General features: G+C 43.7%; 20 protein-coding genes and 3 pseudogenes. 10 read left to right on the top strand and 13 right to left on the bottom strand.

Annotation, left to right across the window (positions count from 1 at the left end):
* Positions 1-2: 2 nt before the first annotated feature.
* The 4 genes from JC606_RS19355 to JC606_RS19340 all read right to left on the bottom strand — a co-directional run bounded on the left by JC606_RS19355 (position 3) and on the right by JC606_RS19340 (position 2,243).
* Positions 3-419, bottom strand: a complete 417-nt coding sequence (locus tag JC606_RS19355; protein WP_004741677.1) for a DUF350 domain-containing protein — start codon at positions 417-419, stop codon at positions 3-5.
* A 29-nt stretch (positions 420-448) separates the two neighbouring features.
* Positions 449-1,084: a YjfK family protein gene (locus JC606_RS19350; RefSeq protein ID WP_198779222.1), complete on the bottom strand. Its 636-nt coding sequence runs from the start codon at positions 1,082-1,084 to the stop codon at positions 449-451.
* A gap of 74 nt (positions 1,085-1,158) precedes the next feature.
* A complete protein-coding gene (locus tag JC606_RS19345; RefSeq protein ID WP_032553455.1) occupies positions 1,159-1,845 on the bottom strand; it encodes a PspA/IM30 family protein in 687 nt (228 codons plus the stop codon).
* 11 nt (positions 1,846-1,856) lie between these two features.
* Entirely contained in the window at positions 1,857-2,243 is a 387-nt protein-coding gene (locus JC606_RS19340; protein ID WP_198779221.1) for a DUF2170 family protein, read from the bottom strand.
* A gap of 582 nt (positions 2,244-2,825) precedes the next feature.
* Here JC606_RS19340 and JC606_RS19335 point away from each other — a divergent pair.
* On the top strand, positions 2,826-3,065 hold the full coding sequence (locus JC606_RS19335) for a hypothetical protein (protein WP_390903407.1): 240 nt from the start codon (positions 2,826-2,828) through the stop codon (positions 3,063-3,065).
* Positions 3,066-3,070: 5 nt separating this feature from the next.
* A pseudogene (locus JC606_RS19330) lies at positions 3,071-3,508 on the top strand (PTS fructose transporter subunit IIB); the annotation flags it as partial.
* Between the two features lie 115 nt (positions 3,509-3,623).
* On the opposite strand, the gene JC606_RS19325 reads toward JC606_RS19330, so the two are convergent.
* The 8 genes from JC606_RS19325 to JC606_RS19290 form a co-directional block, all read right to left on the bottom strand.
* Positions 3,624-4,760, bottom strand: a complete 1,137-nt coding sequence (locus tag JC606_RS19325) for an ABC transporter ATP-binding protein (protein ID WP_198779220.1) — start codon at positions 4,758-4,760, stop codon at positions 3,624-3,626.
* Between the two features lie 56 nt (positions 4,761-4,816).
* The gene (locus tag JC606_RS19320) at positions 4,817-5,551 is read right to left on the bottom strand and encodes an HAD family hydrolase (RefSeq protein WP_004741684.1); all 735 of its coding nucleotides are present in this window, start codon (positions 5,549-5,551) and stop codon (positions 4,817-4,819) included.
* On the bottom strand, positions 5,541-7,010 hold the full coding sequence (locus JC606_RS19315; protein ID WP_198779219.1) for a CehA/McbA family metallohydrolase: 1,470 nt from the start codon (positions 7,008-7,010) through the stop codon (positions 5,541-5,543). The genes JC606_RS19320 and JC606_RS19315 overlap by 11 nt, the downstream gene beginning before the upstream one ends.
* A 104-nt stretch (positions 7,011-7,114) precedes the next feature.
* Positions 7,115-8,395, bottom strand: a complete 1,281-nt coding sequence (locus JC606_RS19310) for an extracellular solute-binding protein (protein ID WP_102431986.1) — start codon at positions 8,393-8,395, stop codon at positions 7,115-7,117.
* A 7-nt stretch (positions 8,396-8,402) separates the two neighbouring features.
* Positions 8,403-9,350, bottom strand: a complete 948-nt coding sequence (locus tag JC606_RS19305; RefSeq protein ID WP_198779218.1) for a carbohydrate ABC transporter permease — start codon at positions 9,348-9,350, stop codon at positions 8,403-8,405.
* 23 nt (positions 9,351-9,373) lie between these two features.
* Positions 9,374-10,258: a carbohydrate ABC transporter permease gene (locus JC606_RS19300; protein WP_102332230.1), complete on the bottom strand. Its 885-nt coding sequence runs from the start codon at positions 10,256-10,258 to the stop codon at positions 9,374-9,376.
* An 84-nt stretch (positions 10,259-10,342) separates the two neighbouring features.
* A complete protein-coding gene (locus tag JC606_RS19295) occupies positions 10,343-11,245 on the bottom strand; it encodes a LysR substrate-binding domain-containing protein (RefSeq protein ID WP_137406878.1) in 903 nt (300 codons plus the stop codon).
* A 159-nt stretch (positions 11,246-11,404) separates the two neighbouring features.
* A complete protein-coding gene (locus JC606_RS19290; protein WP_198779217.1) occupies positions 11,405-13,030 on the bottom strand; it encodes a peptide ABC transporter substrate-binding protein in 1,626 nt (541 codons plus the stop codon).
* Positions 13,031-13,182: 152 nt separating this feature from the next.
* Here JC606_RS19290 and mpaA point away from each other — a divergent pair, with 152 nt between their 5' ends.
* Positions 13,183-13,887 carry a murein tripeptide amidase MpaA gene (gene mpaA, locus JC606_RS19285; protein ID WP_240700658.1) on the top strand — a complete coding sequence of 235 codons (705 nt, stop codon included), beginning with the start codon at positions 13,183-13,185 and terminating at the stop codon, positions 13,885-13,887.
* Positions 13,888-13,905: 18 nt separating this feature from the next.
* On the opposite strand, the gene JC606_RS19280 is transcribed toward mpaA, so the two are convergent.
* Positions 13,906-14,820 carry a hypothetical protein gene (locus JC606_RS19280; protein WP_198779216.1) on the bottom strand — a complete coding sequence of 305 codons (915 nt, stop codon included), beginning with the start codon at positions 14,818-14,820 and terminating at the stop codon, positions 13,906-13,908.
* Between the two features lie 527 nt (positions 14,821-15,347).
* Between JC606_RS19280 and JC606_RS19275 the strand changes: the two genes are divergently transcribed.
* The 7 genes and pseudogenes from JC606_RS19275 to JC606_RS19250 all read left to right on the top strand — a co-directional run bounded on the left by JC606_RS19275 (position 15,348) and on the right by JC606_RS19250 (position 20,527).
* Entirely contained in the window at positions 15,348-15,578 is a 231-nt protein-coding gene (locus JC606_RS19275) for a hypothetical protein (protein WP_137406874.1), read from the top strand.
* 234 nt (positions 15,579-15,812) lie between these two features.
* Positions 15,813-16,016, top strand: a complete 204-nt coding sequence (locus JC606_RS19270; protein WP_198779215.1) for a hypothetical protein — start codon at positions 15,813-15,815, stop codon at positions 16,014-16,016.
* Between the two features lie 170 nt (positions 16,017-16,186).
* Complete coding sequence (locus JC606_RS19265; protein ID WP_198779214.1) at positions 16,187-16,981, top strand: phosphate/phosphite/phosphonate ABC transporter substrate-binding protein; 795 nt, start codon at positions 16,187-16,189, stop codon at positions 16,979-16,981.
* Between the two features lie 4 nt (positions 16,982-16,985).
* Positions 16,986-18,794, top strand: a complete 1,809-nt coding sequence (locus tag JC606_RS19260; RefSeq protein WP_198779213.1) for an ATP-binding response regulator — start codon at positions 16,986-16,988, stop codon at positions 18,792-18,794.
* Between the two features lie 702 nt (positions 18,795-19,496).
* Positions 19,497-19,753, top strand: a pseudogene (locus tag JC606_RS19255) (IMP dehydrogenase); the annotation flags it as partial.
* Positions 19,754-19,841: 88 nt separating this feature from the next.
* Positions 19,842-20,006: pseudogene (locus tag JC606_RS23620) on the top strand (helix-turn-helix domain-containing protein); the annotation flags it as partial.
* A 245-nt stretch (positions 20,007-20,251) separates the two neighbouring features.
* Positions 20,252-20,527 (top strand): HU family DNA-binding protein, encoded by a 276-nt coding sequence (locus tag JC606_RS19250; protein WP_096993610.1) that lies wholly within the window; start codon positions 20,252-20,254, stop codon positions 20,525-20,527.
* Positions 20,528-21,091 lie beyond the last annotated feature (564 nt).

Here is a 21,091-nt window from a genome sequence, read left to right as displayed (position 1 = left end):
TCCTAGTAGGTCATACAAGCGGCATTAAGCAGGCCAATCGCGATAGACATAGATGCCATCACGATACCTGCAGGAATTTCGTTAGCCTTAATACGCTCGACCAATTTTGGCATAAAACCATAACGAACTATCGCAAAAGCGAGTAGTTGTGCGACCAAAGCAATCACGCCCCAGATAGCGAAATCGACCAGATTTACTGAGTTCTTTGCTGCACCAGCAATTGCCAAGCTATAACCTAGGAAAGCACCAGATAAAGTAATACCGGCTGCAATATTTTGTTCATCCTTAACCAACTTCCACTCGTCGTAAGGAGTGCAACGAATATAAACAAACTTAAAAAGCAGCAAGAAGAAAATTGACAATGCGAAGTAAAGCGCAAACGCACCAAGCCCTGCCAGAGAATTTACAAATTGAGACATAATGTTTCCTTAACGGAGATGGAGAATTGTTAACTAATTAACGTGAAGTCAGTTGGAGTAAGGTTAATACCAGTGCTTGTTACTACACTGCGAACGTGCTGATTATTGACGATAGACTCTTCGGCGCTCACCAATAGTGACTCGAATAAATCCGTTTCAGCCTCACGTTCATAAACCATGACAAATTGATCGGTGGTTGTGATATTTCCCGACTGTTCCCAAGTAGTCTCTGTCATAGGAACCGGACGAATATTGTCCCAAACCTTGGAAAAGCGTTGCCCTTCAAGCTCCTTGTACGATTGAACCACATCGTTGTCTAACAATGATTGCCACTGAGCGTCGGTATCAATCGGCTTAGACTCATAGAAATACCAAAGCTTCACTTCTTCAATATCAGCTTCTTGATTCCCATGTTGAAGGATCTGTAAATACCCCTCGTCGTCAGTGTAATACCGCAAAAGGCGAGTCTGATTATCAAGTTTGACCTCGCCAACTGCTTTAATGATTTGAGTTCGAGCTGCACCTTCAATAACTAGACTAGGTTCAATAATCTTCAGTTTGAGATCATCAAGTTCAAACGCACCGCCTAGCCTCAATCCAATCACTTCCGGCGCTTGGGGTGCCTGAGGTTTCTCGTCTTTTTGTTTTTTAAACCAGCCAAACATAAAGCACTCCTTGTTTAACAAACGAAAGAGCGTAACGGCCAAGCGCTACGCTCCATATACACGCAACTTAGAAGCTACTTCCCGAGAATTCGAGCTAGTTCGTCTTCAGCTGACGTACTTCCCCCAGACACAATGCCAGCATCCGCCAACTTCTTATCTAAACTACTACCAGATTGCTGTTCATGGAGTTCTTGTGCAGCTTCAAATTGTGCTTGCCTTTCATCCTGACGACGCTTAATACGATCTAAAGACTCAACCGCAGTATGCATTTTTGCATTAGCACCAACATTTGTTGCAGATACAGCGGCCTGCGCTTTTTGAACTGCTTCATTGGCTTTAACAACATCAACTTGCTGTTCTAATTGGCGTAATTTGTCTTTCGCTTGTGCGATATTCGTACGCATAGATTGCTCAGACTGAGTAAACTGCTGAAAATAAGCCTGTTCCGCTTGTTGTTCGCTACGCAGCGTCGCAACCTTTGTTGCACACTCCAACGCTAGATCCTGTTGGCCTTTTTCCATAGCTGAACGGGCATGCCCTTCGTATTCAGCTATTCCACTATCGAAGCTCGCAACTTTCTGTTCTGACAGCTTTCTTTTTGCAATGATTTTAACTAAAGCTTCATCTGAACGGCGCAACTCCTCTTTTGCTTCTCGGATTTCTTGATCAAGAATCCTTAGAGCTTGGTTGTCCGCTACCGCTTCTGCCGCTTCATTTGCGCCACCTTTGATGGCCGTTACTAGTTTTTTCCAAACACTCATCTGCTCTCTCCTTATAAGTATTCTTGGGAAAGGTCGATGAATGCCTCAACGTTTCTAAATAGAGTAGCAACTTCAATGACTACACTCTCTTTTTTAGATTGAGACGACAATGAACCAAACGCTGTGTAATAGCTCTCACCATTCACGTCATTAATCCCAATAGTTGATAGAGGGAACATCTTGTGTGTACGCAGGATTGTTTCATTAAGCGCATGCTTATCCTTGACGTCAGATTGAGAGAACAACAAGACTTCAACCAATATCTGTTCCCCTGAAACGGCTAAAAAAGCATTAATTCCATCTTCGTTTTGTATCACGATAGACTGCTCAGTTGACTCAACACTCCAACCCTGATGCTCACTTAAGAGCACTTGTAACTCATTAGTATTCCAATTCATTATTTGTTGCCTTTTGACGTTCAAACCAAAGCATGACTCGTGTCTTATTAAACACGCACTTAAAAAAGCCGCTTTTATTACATAAAAAAACAAATACATATGTTATAAAAGCGAACCAAATTGTATCCTCAATCTATTTATCAATCTCACCTTATACACTTTTTATGTGGATTTCATTGCATAATTACAATGTAAGTTTTGTTTCCGATTATCCGCACCTCTCTATCGACAAAGCTGTATAGCACTCCATTAATTTAAATGCAGCGTAACTGTGCACATAAGAAAAGTGATCAAGCAATACACTTTATTGTTACCGAAGCGTTGTTACAGGAACGTCCCTGGAAATGGGGCAATATTCCAAAGTAAAAGCAGCCAAAACTTGCCATAAATTGTATTCAATCGAGCGCCTTATATCCTAATAAGGTGCAAGAACAACTTGTAAATCGAGTAAAACACTGCTTTAACGGAACGAACGTTCAGCATAAAATTTTGAACATATGTTCAGATTAATGAAGCATATGTTATGTCCAAGACCGCGAAGTTCGATAGACAAGACGCTGTAGATAAGGAAACGAATCTGTATTGGGAAAAGGACTTCACGCGACTTTTATACATAACCTGCAATATGTGCTTGGTCTTCGTCCGGGTAGCATCTATTCAACCGCTGGCAGCAAAGCAAGTCTATTTAAAGAGGTGCTTGCTCACTATACAGAGCTTGGCATTCTCAACCTGAACCGCTTTCGCAACGAAACAGACTCACCAATCAAAGCGCTTGAAAACTTCGTAGAACGTGCAGTAGTGAACCCAAACAAAGCGCGCTAAATAGCATATATCTTGTCGATATCGCGCTTGGCTCACTAACCACAGCGGTTATCGTTGGCTTCTGGAAACCAGTGGTCGTTGAAACAGAGGAAGACACTGTTGAAGCTGCGCCAGTTCAAGCTCAAACAGCACCTGTAGCAGGCGAAGGCGAGTACGACATCGTAGCAGTAACATGTTGCCCATCAGGCGTTGCACACACCTTCATGGCTGCCAAAGCACTAGAAAAGGCTGGTGCGGCAGCAGGCCTTAAGATTAAGGTAGAAACTCAAGGTCAAAACGGTATTCAAAATCGTATTACCGACCTAGATGTGGCGAACGCGAAGCTGGTTATCTTGGCTCACGATATTCAAGTGAAAGACGCTCACCGCTTTGCAAACGCGAATGTGATTGAGTGTTCAACCAAAGAAGCGATGAAGAAAGCCGCGGACATGGTGGCTATTTAAAACCTGAAACAAGTTAGAAGATAAAAATTACTACCCCCTAGTAACTAAAACCCCCATTCGTCTAGTCAATGAATGGGGATTTCTTTTTACAGAACAACTCGTAGGAGCAACAGAATCAGCTCTTAGGATCGAGCGTCTCTTCGGTTTCCAAATCAAACAAGTGACACTGTAGCGTATTAAAGTGAAGCACTGTCTCTTCGCCACTGTTTGCCGTACGATCGGCATCGAAAGGCACGCGAGCCACCAGCTTATCAGCACCCAATTTGAAGTAGAGATATAGCTCGTTACCCATCGACTCGACCACATCAAGCCTGTGCGTTTGAGTATTAACCTCAGACAACGGTGCGTCGTGATTAGCCAACTGAATGTGCTCAGGACGAACACCAAACCACACCCACTCTCCCGATTTTTCACGAGCAACCGCCTGCTTGTCTTGTGGTAACGTCCAACGAGTGCCACTTTCAGAAACCACGTTCATCACACCGTCAATCTCATCCAATCTCACCTTGAGAAGATTCATCGCTGGCGAACCAATAAAGCCCGCTACAAACTTGTTTGCCGGGTATTGGTAAAGATTCATCGGTGTATCGACCTGCATGATCTCACCTTGATTCAACACGCAGATGCGGTCGCCAAGAGTCATGGCTTCCACCTGATCGTGTGTCACGTAGATCATGGTGGCGTTCTGCCCTTCTTGCTTAAGGTTGTTGTGCAGCTGCGCAATGCTGACTCGCGTTGAAACTCGCAGCTTCGCATCTAAGTTAGACAAAGGCTCATCAAACAAGAACACATCTGGTTTACGAACCATCGCACGACCAAGCGCGACACGCTGCCTTTGACCACCTGACATTTCACCCGGCTTGTTATCTAACAAGTGCTCGATGTCTAATGTCTTGGCTGCTTCTTCGATGCGTTCGGTGATTTCGCGATTTGGCAACTTCTGTTGTTTAAGGCCGAAAGCCATGTTGTCGTATACCGACATGTGTGGGTAAAGCGCGTAGTTCTGAAACACCATAGAGATGCCGCGATCTTTAGGTGGCAATTCGTTTACACGCTTATCGCCAATGTAGACATCGCCTTCTGAGATATCTTCAAGGCCTGCGATCATTCGAAGTGTGGTAGATTTTGCGCAGCCAGACGGCCCAACAAACACCATGAACTCACCTTCGCGAATATTCAGATCAACACCGTGCACGGCCTTAAAACCATTTGGGTAGGTTTTCTCTACCCCTCTCAGTGTGACTTCAGCCATAACCTGTCCTTAAATCAATTGGTTAAATACTATCTTTGCAATCTATCGTGGACGTTTTAGCCACGTTCTTGCAGTTGGTTGAGCTCAAAATGGGCGACTGACGCGATCACCAGATCCGCCACTGGCTCTAACTCGCTGTGTTGTGCAGTCCCCGTCAGCACGCCGACATTGCTTGCACCTGCATTACGGCCAAATTCCATATCCGAAACCGTGTCACCAAACATGATCACTTCATGTGGCTCAATACCGCATTGCTCACAGAAGGCATTGAGTAGTGCTGGTGCTGGCTTAGGTTCGATATTACCATCGGAATAACCAACATAATCGAACATCTCACTCAAACCCGATTGCTCTAGTGTGTAGATCGTTGAGTCTTTGGTATCCGCAGTCGCGATGCCTAAAATCATGCCCTGCTGTTTAAACACACCCAGCTTTTCAGGCACACCTGGTAGTGCTTCAATCCAGCTTGGATTCTCTTCCACTTCGTCATTGAAAGCGGCTTTGGTCACCTTAGTGAACTCAGCGAGCGAGACATTAGGTTGTAGCATGTTGAACCACGCTGTCGCGGTATCTTCCACTGGGTTTGAGGCTAGTAGTCCATAGTTATCAACCACATCACCTTCAACACCGATGGCCAAGAGTAACTCAGCAGGTGTGACAGTTTGATTACCCTGATGCTGATCACTGTAAGATTTCACACGCTCACAGGCACCACGAGAAACGTTAAGCCACATCTTGTGGAACTCTAACAATGTGCCATCTTTATCAAATAACATCGCCTTAAACTTCATCACGGCTCATTCGCTCCATTAGTTCTCCCCAAGTACGCACAAGGGGTTGGTTAAATTCTGGTTGTTTGCCGTCGAATACGGCGTTGATGCAGCCTTCAAAATCATGCTCGTTAGATTCAGATTGAGTACTGTTGGTTAATGCTGAAGAAAGATCCCCACGACGAATATCCACTCGGCACCAACGGTAGCCCTGTTCAATATGGATACTTTGCAGTTCATCACTCAAAGCGATTCGTTCAACAATCTCACCATCCACCACGCACTCCGCGTAGTAAGGGTTTTCTGAGTCAGAGACGGCAATTCGGTATGTAAGCTCTTGTCCTTGAGAATCGTTGCCCGGTAGCAAATCACCTAAGTTGATATCAAACTTCAAGCCGCAACGGCGCTCTAGGTAAACTTGCCCATTACGCAGACCAGACAAGATACCCTCGCCACTCAAACCATGGCTGTAAACGAAGGTTGATGGGTCGCCGTAGATAGAAGGCTCGTCCGATTTAGGATTACGTTCATGGGGTTCAAGGTGCGAATCACTGCCGCCAATCGCGGCAATACGCTGACCACAATTCCACATTTCATTAAGAACCAATAACGCCTCTTCCGTCGCTTTCGGTGAGGTCGACCAAGTTGGATCACAGCACACTTCAAACGTAGACACTTGGCTGAGATCCACTTGATCGTAATGCCAGTGCCACGGCTTCATCATTGGGTGATTGATGCCAAGGGAGCTGTGTCCACTTTTCGCTAAACTCAATCCCGCTTCCATGGTCGCTTGGCTGCTGTGTTCGACGTCTCTAAGGTCCAAAGACTTAACCGGACCATGCACATTGAAGTGCCCGAGATCGGTCGTAACTTCTAACGCAGGCAAGAACAAACACTGGTTAGAGGCAGGCAACTTAGGTTGGCAGATGTTGTGCTCTGTGAAGAAAAAGAAATCGAGCCCTTGTGATTTCACAATGTCTTTAGCAGCAGCCAAGGTATTGTGACCATCAGAAAGCTGAGTGTGAGTGTGTAAATCGCCACGATACCAACGAGAATCAGAACTCAGCATGTGACTGTAATCAAACTCGATATCGTGATCACTTGTCACCGTTGGGTTTAGTTCTAGCTCAACATCTTTATTCGCTAACTCTTCAGAGCAAAGTACATCGACTTGATACTGCATCGCACGCTCGGTGCGAAACTCACCTTCAAGGTTGTAAAGCTCTAAGAACCATTCGCCCGATGGAATCGCCCCATCAATCGCGCCTAAACCAGAGTTTTGCGGTTGGATAGTGAGTGACTTGTGCGCCTTTTCAAATAGCACTTTGCCACGAAATGCTTGGTTGGCATCATACGCCGCTGCGTACAAGAATCCTTTTTTCACCGTTGTGCCGGTAATCGTTACGCAGTGAGAACCTGCTGGCACATCAAAGGGGATGCGTACTCTGCCAAACGGCAGCTCACCTTGAAATTGGGTCATTGTCTTCACCAAATTCGTCCTAATTGAAGGACTGGGTCAAAAAGAGGCCCACCCGAATAGATGGGCCTTGATGCATGCAAAGATAGTTTTGTTATCTTTACGGATTAAGAACGATTCGCTCGGTCTAGTGCACGTTGCGCTTTCTTAGCCGCTTGTTTTAGCGCTTTGTCAGCAGGCACGTTTTGGATCTGAATCTGATCCGCTGCCACCTTCAGCGCATCCATGATCTTACCGTTGGTAGGGTCTAGGAAGTCTTTGGTCGCCGTGTTCGCTTGCTTCAATGGAATTAGAGCTTGTGGGTTATCTTTAGTGAACGCTTGGTACTCTGGCACCTCAGATACACTGTTACGTACAGGGATGTAACCGGTGAACATTGACCAAGCTGCGGTGTTTTTCGCGTTGGTGTAGAACTCAACAAACTCAAATGCACCTTTCGCCGCTGCGTCGTCTGTGCCTTTTGGCATTACGTAAACCAGCGCACCCGCTTGTGGTGCAGAAGGGTTTGAGCCCCAACCTGGTTGCGTGGTTGCTGAAAGCTTAGTGAAGTCCAAGTCACCTTGGTCACCCGATGAACCGGTGTAGCCTAGTGCGTTGTCTTTCATCACATCATCAATGGTTTTGTACCAGTATTCCCAACCTTGACCACCGTAGTGAATACGCATGATTTGATCATCGTGGATCCACTTACGGAAGCTGTCCCACACCTCAACCCACTCAGGAGAGTCAATCAGCACTTTCTTACCGTCATCACTGATGATCTTAGCGCCGTTAGAAAATGCCGCGTCAATCATGTTGTCTTGACCCCACATCGGCTCCCAGCCGTAGAAGGTCACATTACCTTTCTCGTCACGTTGTGTGACTTTCTCAGCGACCTTAGCTACGCCTTGCCAAGTCTTTAGATCTTGCTCAGTAAAGCCGTTATCTGCCAACACCTGCTTGTTGTAGTAGAACACTTGAGTTGTACCGTAAGCAGGTAGACCGATGATGGTGCCATCTTCTGCTGTCACTTGGTCTTTAAACGCGCCAATGAAATCAGAGAAGTTAAATTCTTCATCCATGAACGGCGTTAGGTCACGGCTCAAACCACGTCCATGCATCGCTTCCGCACGGCCTGAATCTAACAGCACAAGTTCAGGTGCCGTTTTCGACGCTAAACCGGCTTGCAGCTTCTGGTAGGTTTCTGTGTAGTTGCCTTGCAATGCTGGCTTCACCACATACTCATCTTGGCTCGCATTGAACTCTTCGATGAGCTTAGTCATCATTTGCTGTGGCTTAGTACCACCGGAATACCAAAAGTTAACTTCGGTTGCCGCAAGAACACTGCTAGAGAACATAGACGCGCTTGCTGCGCCAGCACACACTAGTGCGAGAGTTTTTAGTTTCATTTCCGTTTTACTCTTTTACGCCGTTATCGGCGATACCTGAAAGAATCGTCTTTTGACAAATGACGAATAGAATTAACAAAGGCAATACTGCAATGGTGCTCGCCGCCATGATTTGCGACCAGTTCAACCCATAATTACCTTCGGCAATAAAGTAGTGACGAATACCAGTAGCGATCAGATTTAAATCCTGAGTCGTAATCACCAGACTTGGCCACATGTAGCTGTTGTAATTGGTAATAAAAGTGATGAGGAACAGTGTTGCGACTGCTGCTCGGCATTGCGGTAAGATGATTGCCCATAAGATTTTGAGCTCACCTGCACCATCAATTCGTGCCGCTTCAATCAGCGACGGATGCACCTTGATAAACACTTGGCGTAGGTAGAACACACCGAACACCGACGCCGCGTTAGACGCCACCAAGCCCACGTGTGAATCCAACAAACCCAGTTTTGCCAAGGTGATGTAAGACGGAATGTAAGTCACTGCGCCCGGCAGCATGTAACAACCCATCACGATGAAATAGAGCACTGTCTTCGAACGAAATTTCAGCTGAGTTAGCGCGTATGCAAACATCGCCGAATTCACAATCACCAACAAGGTAGTGAACAAAGCCACGCTAAAGCTGTTGAAGATGTACAAGCCAAACGGCGCGCTGTGAAAGGTTTCGACAAAGGTTTCCCAACGAAACTGCTCTGGAATCAAGTCCAGCGGGTTAGCAAAGATCTCATCATTGGTTTTCAGCGAACCAGACAGCATCCATAAGAACGGAAACACCATGATGGTTCCACAGGTTGCTAAGAACAGGTGCTTAGCCAGTGCGATAAACGAGCGGCGATCCACTGAAGTTTTCTTTGACGTAACCTCTGATTTGGTCGCTTTGGTTTGGGCTCTAACTTTGGTTTTCGCTGTGCTCTGATTCAATACTTGATTGGCATCCAATACTTGCGTGGTCATAATTCTGTCCTTTCAAAAATCGACTAGTAGTACACCCAGCGCTTGCCGATGTAGGTATTAATAAGTGCCAACAATCCAGTAATCAGGAATATCACTAACGATGTCGCGGCCGCAGGTCCCATTTCGTAACGTTCAAACGCCTGTTGGTAGAACAAGTACAGCAAGGTACGAGTCTCACCACCCGGCCCGCCCTGCGTTAAGATCTGGAACTGATCGAACGCCTGCATTGCCGTGATAATATTGACCACCACTAAGAAGAATGTGGTTGGTGAAATCAGCGGCAGCGTTATCTTCAAAAAGCGCGTTAAGCTGCTGCAACCATCAATCAAAGACGCCTCATACAGTGATTCAGGGATCTTGTTGAGTGCACTGATGTAGAACAGCATCGTCCAACCAATCGCCTGCCAAACTGTCACGATAATCACCGCAACCAAGGCTGTGTTTCCGTTCTCTAACCATGGAATCGCGCTAAACCCTGCCGACTCCAATAAGTGGTTTGCCAAGCCCGATTTGGTCTCGAATACCCAAGACCACACAATCGACACCGCGACCGTTGGTGTAATCCAAGGCGAGAAGATCACTGCACGATAAAATTGGCTACCCTTGAAGTTTTTGTGCAGCAGCATGGCAAACACAAGACCAAGAAGGATGGTGGGAATCACCACACCAACAGAGAACCAAAACGTGTTGAGCATCGCTTGGATGAACTCGTAGTCCTCGACCATGTACTCGTAATTTTCTAAACCGATGAACGAATAATCTGGCGAGATGTAATCCCAATCGGTGAAGCTGATGTAAATCGAATAACCAAATGGTACGAGCCAAAAAGTAAACAGTGGCACCAACAACGGTGCAGTAAATAGCAGTACCTTTAAGCGGTTTTTCATTGGTTCTGAGAAAGCACTCATGGTGACCTCGTCCTTATTTGTATGCGGTTAAATTAAGGGGTTTGTGTGACAGGTTAGTAAGAGCGCCCTTCATTTTTTTTATGGCTACCCATTAGAAAATCTTTCTTCCAGTTCACCATCTTCCATCTGGTGATAAAGCCAATCACAAAAGAAATTCACCTTGGCACTGCGTTTGTGTTTGGTAATCAAATAGTGGGCTGATTCGGCAGGCATTGAGGACTCTGTCGCCAGAACCAGAGCGTTTTTCTCTAACAACTCAGACACCGCAAGCGAACGCACTAACAACACGCCAATACCATGCTTAACTGCCTCTAGAGCGTGCAGAGAGTTACTCACTTCAAGTAGCACCTTAGGTAAAGTCATCTCGAATTGGTTATGGCTCAACCATTGCAGCCAGTTCTCTCGGTAGCCTTTTACTTGCACGGTCGGCAGAGCAGAAAAGTCATGCTCAACCAAGGAGTCTTGATATTGGTTTTTAAATTCTGGGCTGCACACTAACTGCCAATGTTCTTGAAACAGCCGCTCGCAATGGGTGTCTTCGCTTTCAACCTTACCGTTGGTCAGTTCGATATCGACATTCTGACAAGGGTTGGTTGATGGCCAGTCCACCAGCTGAATATCGAGCCTGATAAAAGGATATTTTTGATAAAAAGATGGCAGACGAGGTAACAGCCAGTTATGGCAAAAGGTGTGATTAACACGCAGGCTCAACACGTCGGTTTCTTTTTCCCCGAAGAGGATTTGAGTCTGTAGTTTCAGATGGGCCAATGAGCCAGCAACAATCGGTTGATAATGCTGGGCGGCTGACGTCAGCTTTACGCCTTTGGAGCTGCGTTCAAACAGTGTGGTATCGAGAAAGGTTTCTAAACTTTTAAGCTGCTGACTCACCGCAGCTTGTGTAACACAAAGCTCTCGCGCGGCAGCGCCAATAGAACCGAGGCGGGCAACAGCTTCGAACGCAACAAGGGCACGTAGAGGGGGTAACATGGCTTCACCTGATTGAAATAAAAGTGAAAATTACTTCAATCAGGTTTCAGTTTTTTGCGCTTACCGTTACAGATTAATGACGAAGGGACGTTGATCAGATATTTATGATCAACGTCCCTTTTCTCTATTTCAGGTTTTTTTGATATGTCAGAAGATCAATTACTCTTTGATGTAGAGATCTTTAGAGTAGATACGCCCTTCTACATTGTTCTTAGCAAAACCACCGACACTTGGTCGCACTAGACGGGCCTGCATGTAGTAGTAGATTGGTGCGATCGGCATGTCTTCTGCCAGTAACTGCTCTGCTTGGTCATAGAAACCTTGGCGGTCTTGTTCGCTGGTTGCGGCTAAGGCGCTGTCCATTGCTGCGTCGTACTTGTCATTGCTATAGCGAGCAAAGTTACCCGAAGAACCAGAACGTAACAGGCTCAAGAAGGTTGATGCTTCGTTGTAATCCCCACACCAAGAGGCGCGCATCACATCAAAATCACCTTGGCGACGAGACACCAAGTAAGACTTCCACTCTTGGTTTTCAAGCTCAACTTGTGCGCCTAAGTTGCCGTTCAGCATTGATGCAATCGCCACTGCTATGGACTTGTTCGACTCACTGGTGTTGTAAAGCAGTTTGAAGTCCAACGGATTAGACGCATCATATCCTGCTTCTTTCAGTAACTCTTTTGCTTTTTGATCACGTTCTTTCTGAGTCCACGCGCTGTATTCAGGCTGTGTCGCATCAAAACCAGCCGTGTACTCATGAGCAAAGGTATAAGCCGGTAAGTTGCCCACCTGAGTAACACCATTGGTGATAACGTCACGCATCATAGAATAAGAGATAGCTTTACGTACTCGCGCATCATCAAAAGGTGGTCGCGTAGTATTGAATGCGTAGTAGTAAGTACACAGCAGAGGCACTGTGGTAAACGCATCTTTGTATTTGCTTTTAAGCTGTTGCGCCATATGAGTAGGCACATCAGACGTGATATCGACCTCGCCCACTGCATAACGGTTAATCGAGGCATTCTGATTCTCAAACGGAATATAAGTTACTTCGGTTAAGTGAGTATCTGAACTGTTCCAATATTTCGGGTTCTTCTTCAGTTCAATGCGCTCATTCACCACCCACTCGTCTAGTACGAATGCACCATTACCGACAAATTGCTTAGGATCGCTCCACGGCTTGTCGCTACTTTCTAGGGCTGACTTATGCACTGGCATCATGGATGTGTGGCCCGTCATCGCCACAAAGTAAGGCACTTTACTATCGAGTTCGAACTTCACCGTGTGTTTATCAACAGCCGAAACGCCTAGCTCTTCAATCGGCTTCTTACCTTCTGCCACATCAGCAATATTGTTGATTTTGGTGAGCTTTAAGTACCACACATTTGGCGATGCCGTTTTAGGGTCTACCGCTCGTCTTATCGCATACACGAAATCATCAGCCGTCACCAGATCGCCATTCGACCATTGCGCGTCTTTACGCAGGTGGAAGACAAAGGTCTGGTTGTCTTCGGTTTCCCAAGATTCCGCCACACCTGGAGTAATGTTGCCATCGCGATCTTGAATCACTAAACCTTCAAACAAGTCACGTAGAATGTGCATTTCCGGCAAGCCTTCTGCTTTCGCAGGATCGAGTGTCGCAGCTTCTGCATCATTAGCACGCACCAAGTGTTGCTCTTTCGCCAGAGAAGTTCCCGCTGGCAATGTGTCAGCAACGGCAGTCACTGATATAAAAGGGGTCAATAGAGATGAAATGAGTAAAGCCGTTGAATGTTTCTTAAAATCCATATGTTTTTGCTCTCCTAGCCTATCTTTGAAGCAAGTAATAAAATTAACAATGCGACTGTTGACGAGTTTTAATGCTTTCGTTTATCTAAGTAGTTTTTGTAATCGTTAATACTTGATAGTACTTGATCAATCAGGAGATAAAGGTGAGTTTAATTCCAAGAACGGAAAGAGCTGCATTTTCAATAAAGCCGCTGCCATATGGAAAGTCGGTATTGGGCGCACCCTTGCTCTATTTCCCCGCACAAGTAGAAAGTGAGTCTCGAGGTCTAATCATAGCGGGCACACACGGTGATGAAGCCGCGTCTATCGCAGGTTTGTCTTGTGCGCTAAGAAGCCTGCCAGCCGCGAACTTGAGACACGATGTGATTCTGTCGATGAACCCAGATGGTAACCAACTAGGCACACGCGCCAACGCTAATCAAGTCGATCTAAACCGCGCTTTCCCAACTCAAAACTGGACAGAAAACGGCACCGTTTATCGCTGGAGTTCTCACACACCAATCAGAGACGTAAAAGTAAAAACAGGGCAGGCAAACCAGTTAGAACCAGAAGTACAATCGCTCATCAACCTCATTGAACAGCGCAAACCCAAGTTCGTCATCTCTTTCCACGAACCACTCGCCATGGTCGACGACCCCGATCAATCAGAACTCGCCACTTGGCTAGGTAAGCAATTCAACCTACCAGTTGTCGAAGATGTCGATTACGATACCCCGGGGTCATTCGGTACATGGTGCCAAGAGAGAAACTTGCCGTGTATTACCGTAGAGCTACCACCAGTTTCTGCGGACCTGACGATAGAACAGTATTTGGATGCATTTGTGGCTGTGTTGGAGTGTGAGAGGGCTAGAGGCTAGATACCTCCGCCTACCCGATTATTCATTATTTTTCATCTTTAGATTTATACTTCGAATTCCCAATGCAAATCCAAGGGCAAGTAAACCAGCGACAAGTACCGTGCTAGGGGTTGCACCTAAGTTCTCGAACCATTGTGTGAAAAAATGAATCCCCCCGAAAACTGAAACGGTATTTAGAACCCACCTGCGGTTTCTTTTCCAAGCCCAAACTGCAACCGCAATTAATGCGACAGCCCAAACGAAGGCAAATGTAGAAGCGGAAATAATGACTTCTCTTGTTTCGTTTCGCTCGCCCCACAAAGAACCAACCCAAAAGCCCATATTAATCAGAAAAAAGCCGGTTCTCGATGAAGCAATGGCTATTCTTTCGTATTCTGCTGGGAGTCTTTTAGATAGTTGATATAGGCTTATCGACAATAGGCTAAAAAGAATGACTGTGATGGTAGGCTCTTGAATACCAACAAAGTAAGTCGCATGAAAATATCCTGTTCTAGCGCCGATACAAGCTGATAGCATTAATGTTGCTAGAACAGCAAGCAGAGCACTCCTCGCAAATATACTCGCTACAGTAAATATTGTTGTGACAGTTATAATTGATAAAAGGCTACCTTCGCCCGCAACCGTGATTCCACCTCCGTTCATCAATGCGCCTGCCAAAATACAAATGTTAGCAAGTACATTCCATTGTTCGCTGCCACTACTTAATATCACAAGGCCACCGATTATAATGAATGCTCCTATCAATATTGCGGTTGTTGGTTCGGGTACCAGAGCAAGTATCGCACTACTGACAGCAGTAACCCCAAATCCAATTAGGATGTTAAACGCGAGGGAACCCGTAGATTTTGCAGAAAGGGCACTGAATTTTTCGTACTCTTCCCGAGTAACTGCCCCTTCGCTTAACAATTTATCTAGATCGAGAGTTACTTTCATAATGAATCCTCAATATTCATAACGGCTGCGACAGGGACCGACAAATTTAGCACCTAGTTAAGACAAGCAATCTAAATGACACTTTTGGCAGTCTGTTGCTGGCCATTGTTATAGGTAAATACTTTAGGTATTGGCTCATCGATACATGATATAGATATAGATATAGATAAGTACCTAATCAAGCTCTTGAAACACAATTCCCTAAATAGGTTCGATAGAGCGATATCCAATTAAACCCACCAATACGCATCATTATTGTCCGGCCAGTATTCATGTGGCGAGACTCATGATATCAATACTATACGCATATACTTGCTCAATATTTCCTTGAGACAGTTATTCCGTTAGACACATTTAAATAGGTAGGAAAAACCGCACACATAAGTTGTGACTAGGTAAAAGGGCTAGCTTGAAATAGGCTTTTTCGAGTTAGAAAGTGCCACGGGTAAAAATTCAGCTTGTGAAGGTTTTGGACAAAAATCATTTTCGGAAAATCGAACATTAGCAAATTATGAATAACTACAGGTATGGCAAAGGCTCTTGGAGGTGAAGAGTATGCTTGTTTACCAAACGAGAGTCTTGAGCAATATATATCAACAGTAAACCCTAATATCATGCCTCTGCTTTACGATTTCTTTGTAAAGTTCGACTACTTATTCGTGCTACGTCAGTCTAACTCCACTCTAACGGACGAAGAGTCAGAAGTGTTGCTGTCAGCCCAAGACTTAGTTTATGAAATGCAACTTACAATGATGTAAATCGAAATGCAGTGAAGCACTTTTGCGTCATTCTTGAGTGAGTTTGGTGATACAACGTTAGGGAGAACGAAACTTTATCTTTTCAAAATCTAATCTTTAGTATCCATCTGAAAATAAACTATGTTTTTTTACAATTTGGTCTACTGTTAAAAGAGAAAGGAATCTTCTAACAACGTCATTATTAGGTAATCAGAGCATTAAGATTCAGTTGCCACTGCTAGGAAGGAACACACTATGGTTTTAGAGTCATGTCGTATCACGCTAACAAATCAACAAATTATGATTAGTCAATCAGTTGAGAGCTCTCTCTATCTTCTCGAGGCTGAAATCAGCAATGGGATATCTGAAGTTAAAATTGATGCTGACGATGGTTTTCAGGTTCATTCGTATATCTTTGACTCCGTTGAAGAGTCTATTGAAAGCCTGATGAACCTCTAACACTCTAGCTATTATAAGTCTCTATAGAAAGATCTCTTTCAAATAGGTACTTAGCTATAGCAAATTCTAAACGCAACTCACTTGATGAGTGTTCTAACAGGGCATCGCTCTAAGGCGAACTAGGTCAGCAAGGGCGAAACATATTGTTCATTTTACATGGAAGTGAATTTATGAATCTTCTTCGAGCCATATTGCTGAGTCTTCTCGTTACACCTATTTCGAGCCTAGCAGCTAAACCATTAAACTTTGGGATTGTTCCACAGCAATCCGCTGAAAAATTAGCCAGGCAGTGGATGCCCATCCTCCAATATATTTCAAAAGAAATTGGCCAAGAGGTGAGATTTGCCACTAAGTCATCGATTCCTTTGTTTGAAAAAGAATTGTCAAAGGGGTCATATGACATAACCTATATGAACCCTTATCATTATACTGTATTCAGTCAGTCCAACGATTATATAGCGATAGCTAAGGCAAAAAATAAGAAAATAAAGGGGGTTATCGTTGTGAAGAAAGAGAGTGATATATCTACGGTACAAGAGTTAGAGGGTAAAAAGTTAGCGTTCCCTTCCCCTGATGCTTTTGCGGCAAGTATTTTAAGTCAAAGCTTCTTGGCACAGAATAATATCGATATTGAACCTGTTTATGTACGTTCACATGACTCGGTCTACCATAATATTGCTCAGGGCAACTTCGTGGCAGGTGGCGGTATCTATCGAACCTTAAATGCTATGCAGCCTGAAGTGTCAGATAAATTGACGGTTTTGTGGGAGAGTAAAGGCTATACTCCTCATGCCATCGCGGTCGGCCCTCATGTTTCTAAAGACCTTAGAAAACGTATTCAACAAGCAATAACGAGTCTTGAGAATGTTCACCCTGAGCTGTTGTCTCCTCTTAAAATTAAAGGGTTTGAACAAGCAAAAGACAGCGATTGGAATGACGTTAGACTACTCTTTGCCGAAGAGTAACCTTATGAAATTCCAAACCAAAACCTTCCTCGGTATCGCTTTAATTGAAGTTTTTTTTCTCGCGCTTTTGGTCGTTTTTGCTACAAATTTTATAGCTGATTCGAATAGAGCTTTATTTGAAAGCAAGATAGAGACTACTTTAAATTTATTAAAGCTGAGTAGTCTCGATGCCTTGCTTACCTATGATATAGCGCGGCTGGAGAGTATTGCACAAAACGTAATAAAAGATCCCGATATTGTGTCTTTAACAATGAGTATCTCAGGCTCCGAGGTTGTTATCGTTGGAAATAGAGATGCTTATCATACTGACTCGATATTGATTGAAGGAATGATTTTTAAAGGAATGGATGTTCACATAGATGGCATGGTTATTGGTCGGATAGACGCCATTTTTGATGAACGCGCTATCTTGAGTCACATAGAAAGTTCGAGTCAGTATTTAATTATGATAGCGAGTATCGAAGTCGCATTTGTTGCTATCGCCTCTCTATTATTCAGTCGGTTATTGGTAAAAGAGCTACGTAAAGTCACTAAAGCCATTGAAGATATCGAAGTATCTGGCCCTGGCTTGACCCTTAGCTATGAAAAGAATGATGAGATTGGTCAGGTGATTTCAGCCTTCAATCGTATGTCTGTGGAGATGAGAAAACAATATGTCCAGCTTTCATTAGCTAAGGAGTCGGCTCAATCAGCCAATAGAGCTAAAGATGACTTCTTATCGGTGGTAAGTCATGAGATGAGAACCCCACTAAATGGGATTTTAGGGATGGCACAAATCTTGGGGGAAGGAGTCGATGAGGCAAAGAAAGAGCAAATAAGCATTATTGTCAGTTCTGGAGAGCATTTACTTCTCATCATTAATGACATTCTCGACATAGCAAAAATGGAACAAGGTAAGCTTGAGTTGCGCATTGAACCATTCTCATTAGAGGCTTTAGTTCAAGAGGTCAAGAATGCCTTTGATAACACTTGTAAACAAAAAAGTCTTGATTACGTTGTTACCACTGAACATATTGAGGGAACTTACCTTGCTGGAGACAACACAAGATTGAAGCAAGTAATATTCAACTTGCTTGGCAATGCCGTAAAGTTTACAAAAAAAGGAGCTGTCACATGTCACTTTCAATGGCTAGAAAGTGAATCAAGATTAACCATTACCATCACCGATACCGGAATTGGTATTCCTACTGATAAGCTTGAGACGATTTTTAAACCGTTCTCACAAGCCGATAGCTCTACCACCCGCCATTTCGGAGGTACAGGATTAGGCCTTGCAATTGTCACCCAACTCCTTGAACTAATGAGTGGGCAGATAGAGTTGGTGAGTGAAGTTAACGTTGGCAGTCAGTGTACTGTTACACTGCCAATGCCTTCAGTTATCACCAAACCGAACCGTTTCAGCAATGCACTTTCCACTCAAACTCATTGCTTCAAGGGGCGCGCTCTTATCATTGATGATAATCAGATTAATCTCATCGTAGGTGAACTTACCTGTAAGAAATTTGGCTTCGATGTTGATACAACGAGCCAAGCAGAAGAGGCTTTAAATCTCATAAAAGTAAATGACTACCTTTTTATACTTGTTGATCTTCATATGCCCGATATATCAGGTCTCGAATTAATAAAAATAATCAACCAAGTCGATGAAGTCCCTGTGTTATTTGGCTACACCGCAGACATGTCAATAAAATCGATTAGAGATTTTGAGCAAGCAGGTACTCAAGGGGTTTTACCCAAACCCCTTACCGATAAAGCATTTCGACAGGTGGTTAATAATTATTTTATGAACAGTATAAGTCGATCTAAAACGTAGAATAATGTTTTACATCGGACAAAAAGTACAGGTTAGACATCTCTTAAAGCAGCAAGACAGCGAATACGCTTTTGATGTGAGGCAGCAGAAACCTTAACTTTACATATTTTTACAGGGAATAGTTATGGACAAACAAAGTAGGCAGCAGATGGACGAGATTCTTATATTGGTAGGTCTAAGGTCTCGTCTTCTAAAGGTCGAATCGCGCAGCGGTTCCAGATTCATAGCATTTTTTTCTCTCACTTTAACTGCTAACTCATGATCATAAACACGCCAGAATTAACCTTACTTTTCCGATATATCCGAGTGCAGGTTGTTAGTGTATTAGGTGGAGAGCCTAAACATTGGCACTCAGATGAAGAGTTGGATGAATATTTAACGAACATTGATGAGAGAATGGTCTGTTTACTTCATGATTTGTTAGTAATGCTTGATTATGTATATACCTTGAAGCTAAACAATATCGACTTAGAAAACGAAGAACGCGACATCCTAGATGTAGCTCAAGAGCTAATTTTAGCAGTCAAATATCTAAGTCAACGAGATAAATGCCTCGAAAAATGGAGATGAAAAAGTGGCAGCAAAAATGGCAGCACTCATTGTAAATTGACGTTATTTAAGGGTGAAAATCGCCCAAGAATACTGTATTTACATACATGCAATTAATTTTAAGTTGTTGATTTTAATTGACATTTTTTGGTTTTCATTAGGTTCTACGGCATGTCTTCACAGTCTGCTATGGACAAGCACTCAGGTGGTGTTGCTAAGTACCGTGCTGCAGAAGGTAAACTGTTTTACTTCCGTTCCGTGGTTCAGTTCACAACACAATTTCTGACATCCTTGGTGGTGTACGTTCAACTTGTACATACGTAGGCGCAGCAAAGCTTAAAGAGCTAACTAAGCGTACGACTTTCATCCGTGTACAAGAGCAAGAGAACAACGTATTCGGTAAAGAGTAATCTGAACGAATTCGAATAGTTTGAAAATCAAGAGCCGCTTTTTGAACTGACCCCCAATAGTTGGACACCAATTATTGGGGGTCTTTTTATGTCCAAATATAACCGAGAGCTAAAATGTATCATTGCTAAGCAATACTTAGATGGCACATCATCTCTCTACTTAGCAAAACAATATTCAATTTCTTCAAGACAGATACGGTATTGGGCTCAAGTCTTTGCCATCCATGGTGCTAACTCATTTTTATCAACTAAAAGTGAAAAAAGCCCACTGTCAAACTGGATGAGAGTGGGCAAATTAGGTATTACTACTATTTCAAGCAAAGTATGCATAGCCAATAATACTAAACAGGTATCATACTGACAACTGTCACTCTAAAAAAACGGTCAAAGTTTCATCAAAACATATGTAAGTTAAGGGTTTATATTTAAAAAGTTTGCATTTACCAAGTTTAATGCCTATCTAATAATTGATGCTGGTTCACAAATGAGGAGTGATACATGAATAAATCTCAGCTGGTTGAGCATATTGCAAAAAACGCTGAATTATCAAAATCAGATGCTGAAAGGGCTTTAAGTTCTACAATAAATGCAATTGTCGGAGCCCTGTCTGATGGAGGTGAGGTATCATTAGTAGGATTCGGGACGTTCAAAGTAAATGACCGTTCTGCTCGTATTGGTAGAAATCCAAAAACTGGCGAGGAGTTAAATATTCCCGCCGCAAAAGTCCCCGCTTTTAAAGCAGGCAAAGCCTTAAAGGAAGCCTGTAATCATTAAGATATTCACTTGGCACTATTAAGATAAATAACCACCTAAGTAAAACCCACAACTAAAGGTGGGTTTTTCCTTGGTAATACAGCTAACACCAATCGATACTAAGCACTCAACGAATATCTCAGCTTCATCTAGGTAAACACGTGAGGCCGTCAATTGGACACCTTCAATATATTTGCGGAGATCGGCGTCAGCACGTCTTTGGACAAAAACCACTTAGACCTAATACTCTAATTTGTTTTATTTGGATTACTTATTTTTGGAAAAAATGGGTAATCATTAAAACTCGGCTTGACCTAATATGAATATTTACCCAAAAAGAAATTCGACAAACAACAGGGGACTTCACAGCAGACACTCGGAAGTTTTTTCTCAATGACTCCAACGGCTCTAGCTACTATTGCATCACTCGCAGCTTTATTAGCTCGGACTGTACTCTTTGTAACAACTAATTGTTTAATAACTCGGGATCTTCCCAAACATCTTCATAATCTTCCGTTACTAAAAACCTCCAGCCTTCACGAAGGCACTGAATGGCACCCAGAAACGTATAAAGCAGCGAAAGCA

Origin of the sequence: Vibrio sp. IB15 (genome assembly GCF_016406055.1) — a bacterium.
Lineage (GTDB): Bacteria > Pseudomonadota > Gammaproteobacteria > Enterobacterales > Vibrionaceae > Vibrio > Vibrio chagasii.
This window is presented reverse-complemented; position numbering and strand designations above follow the sequence as displayed.

Bases quoted from the DNA above. Each gene is read 5' to 3' on its own strand.
- JC606_RS19305 (WP_198779218.1), bottom strand. From the start codon at position 9,350: ATGACCACGCAAGTATTGGATGCCAATCAAGTATTGAATCAGAGCACA.
- JC606_RS19250 (WP_096993610.1), top strand. From the start codon at position 20,252: ATGAATAAATCTCAGCTGGTTGAGCATATTGCAAAAAACGCTGAATTA.
- JC606_RS19295 (WP_137406878.1), bottom strand. From the start codon at position 11,245: ATGTTACCCCCTCTACGTGCCCTTGTTGCGTTCGAAGCTGTTGCCCGC.
- JC606_RS19350 (WP_198779222.1), bottom strand. From the start codon at position 1,084: ATGTTTGGCTGGTTTAAAAAACAAAAAGACGAGAAACCTCAGGCACCC.
- JC606_RS19300 (WP_102332230.1), bottom strand. From the start codon at position 10,258: ATGAGTGCTTTCTCAGAACCAATGAAAAACCGCTTAAAGGTACTGCTA.
- JC606_RS19320 (WP_004741684.1), bottom strand. From the start codon at position 5,551: ATGAAGTTTAAGGCGATGTTATTTGATAAAGATGGCACATTGTTAGAG.
- JC606_RS19340 (WP_198779221.1), bottom strand. From the start codon at position 2,243: ATGAATTGGAATACTAATGAGTTACAAGTGCTCTTAAGTGAGCATCAG.
- JC606_RS19265 (WP_198779214.1), top strand. From the start codon at position 16,187: ATGAATCTTCTTCGAGCCATATTGCTGAGTCTTCTCGTTACACCTATT.
- JC606_RS19310 (WP_102431986.1), bottom strand. From the start codon at position 8,395: ATGAAACTAAAAACTCTCGCACTAGTGTGTGCTGGCGCAGCAAGCGCG.
- JC606_RS19345 (WP_032553455.1), bottom strand. From the start codon at position 1,845: ATGAGTGTTTGGAAAAAACTAGTAACGGCCATCAAAGGTGGCGCAAAT.
- JC606_RS19315 (WP_198779219.1), bottom strand. From the start codon at position 7,010: ATGACCCAATTTCAAGGTGAGCTGCCGTTTGGCAGAGTACGCATCCCC.
- JC606_RS19280 (WP_198779216.1), bottom strand. From the start codon at position 14,820: ATGAAAGTAACTCTCGATCTAGATAAATTGTTAAGCGAAGGGGCAGTT.
- JC606_RS19270 (WP_198779215.1), top strand. From the start codon at position 15,813: ATGGTTTTAGAGTCATGTCGTATCACGCTAACAAATCAACAAATTATG.
- JC606_RS19290 (WP_198779217.1), bottom strand. From the start codon at position 13,030: ATGGATTTTAAGAAACATTCAACGGCTTTACTCATTTCATCTCTATTG.
- JC606_RS19260 (WP_198779213.1), top strand. From the start codon at position 16,986: ATGAAATTCCAAACCAAAACCTTCCTCGGTATCGCTTTAATTGAAGTT.
- JC606_RS19275 (WP_137406874.1), top strand. From the start codon at position 15,348: ATGGCAAAGGCTCTTGGAGGTGAAGAGTATGCTTGTTTACCAAACGAG.
- JC606_RS19355 (WP_004741677.1), bottom strand. From the start codon at position 419: ATGTCTCAATTTGTAAATTCTCTGGCAGGGCTTGGTGCGTTTGCGCTT.
- JC606_RS19325 (WP_198779220.1), bottom strand. From the start codon at position 4,760: ATGGCTGAAGTCACACTGAGAGGGGTAGAGAAAACCTACCCAAATGGT.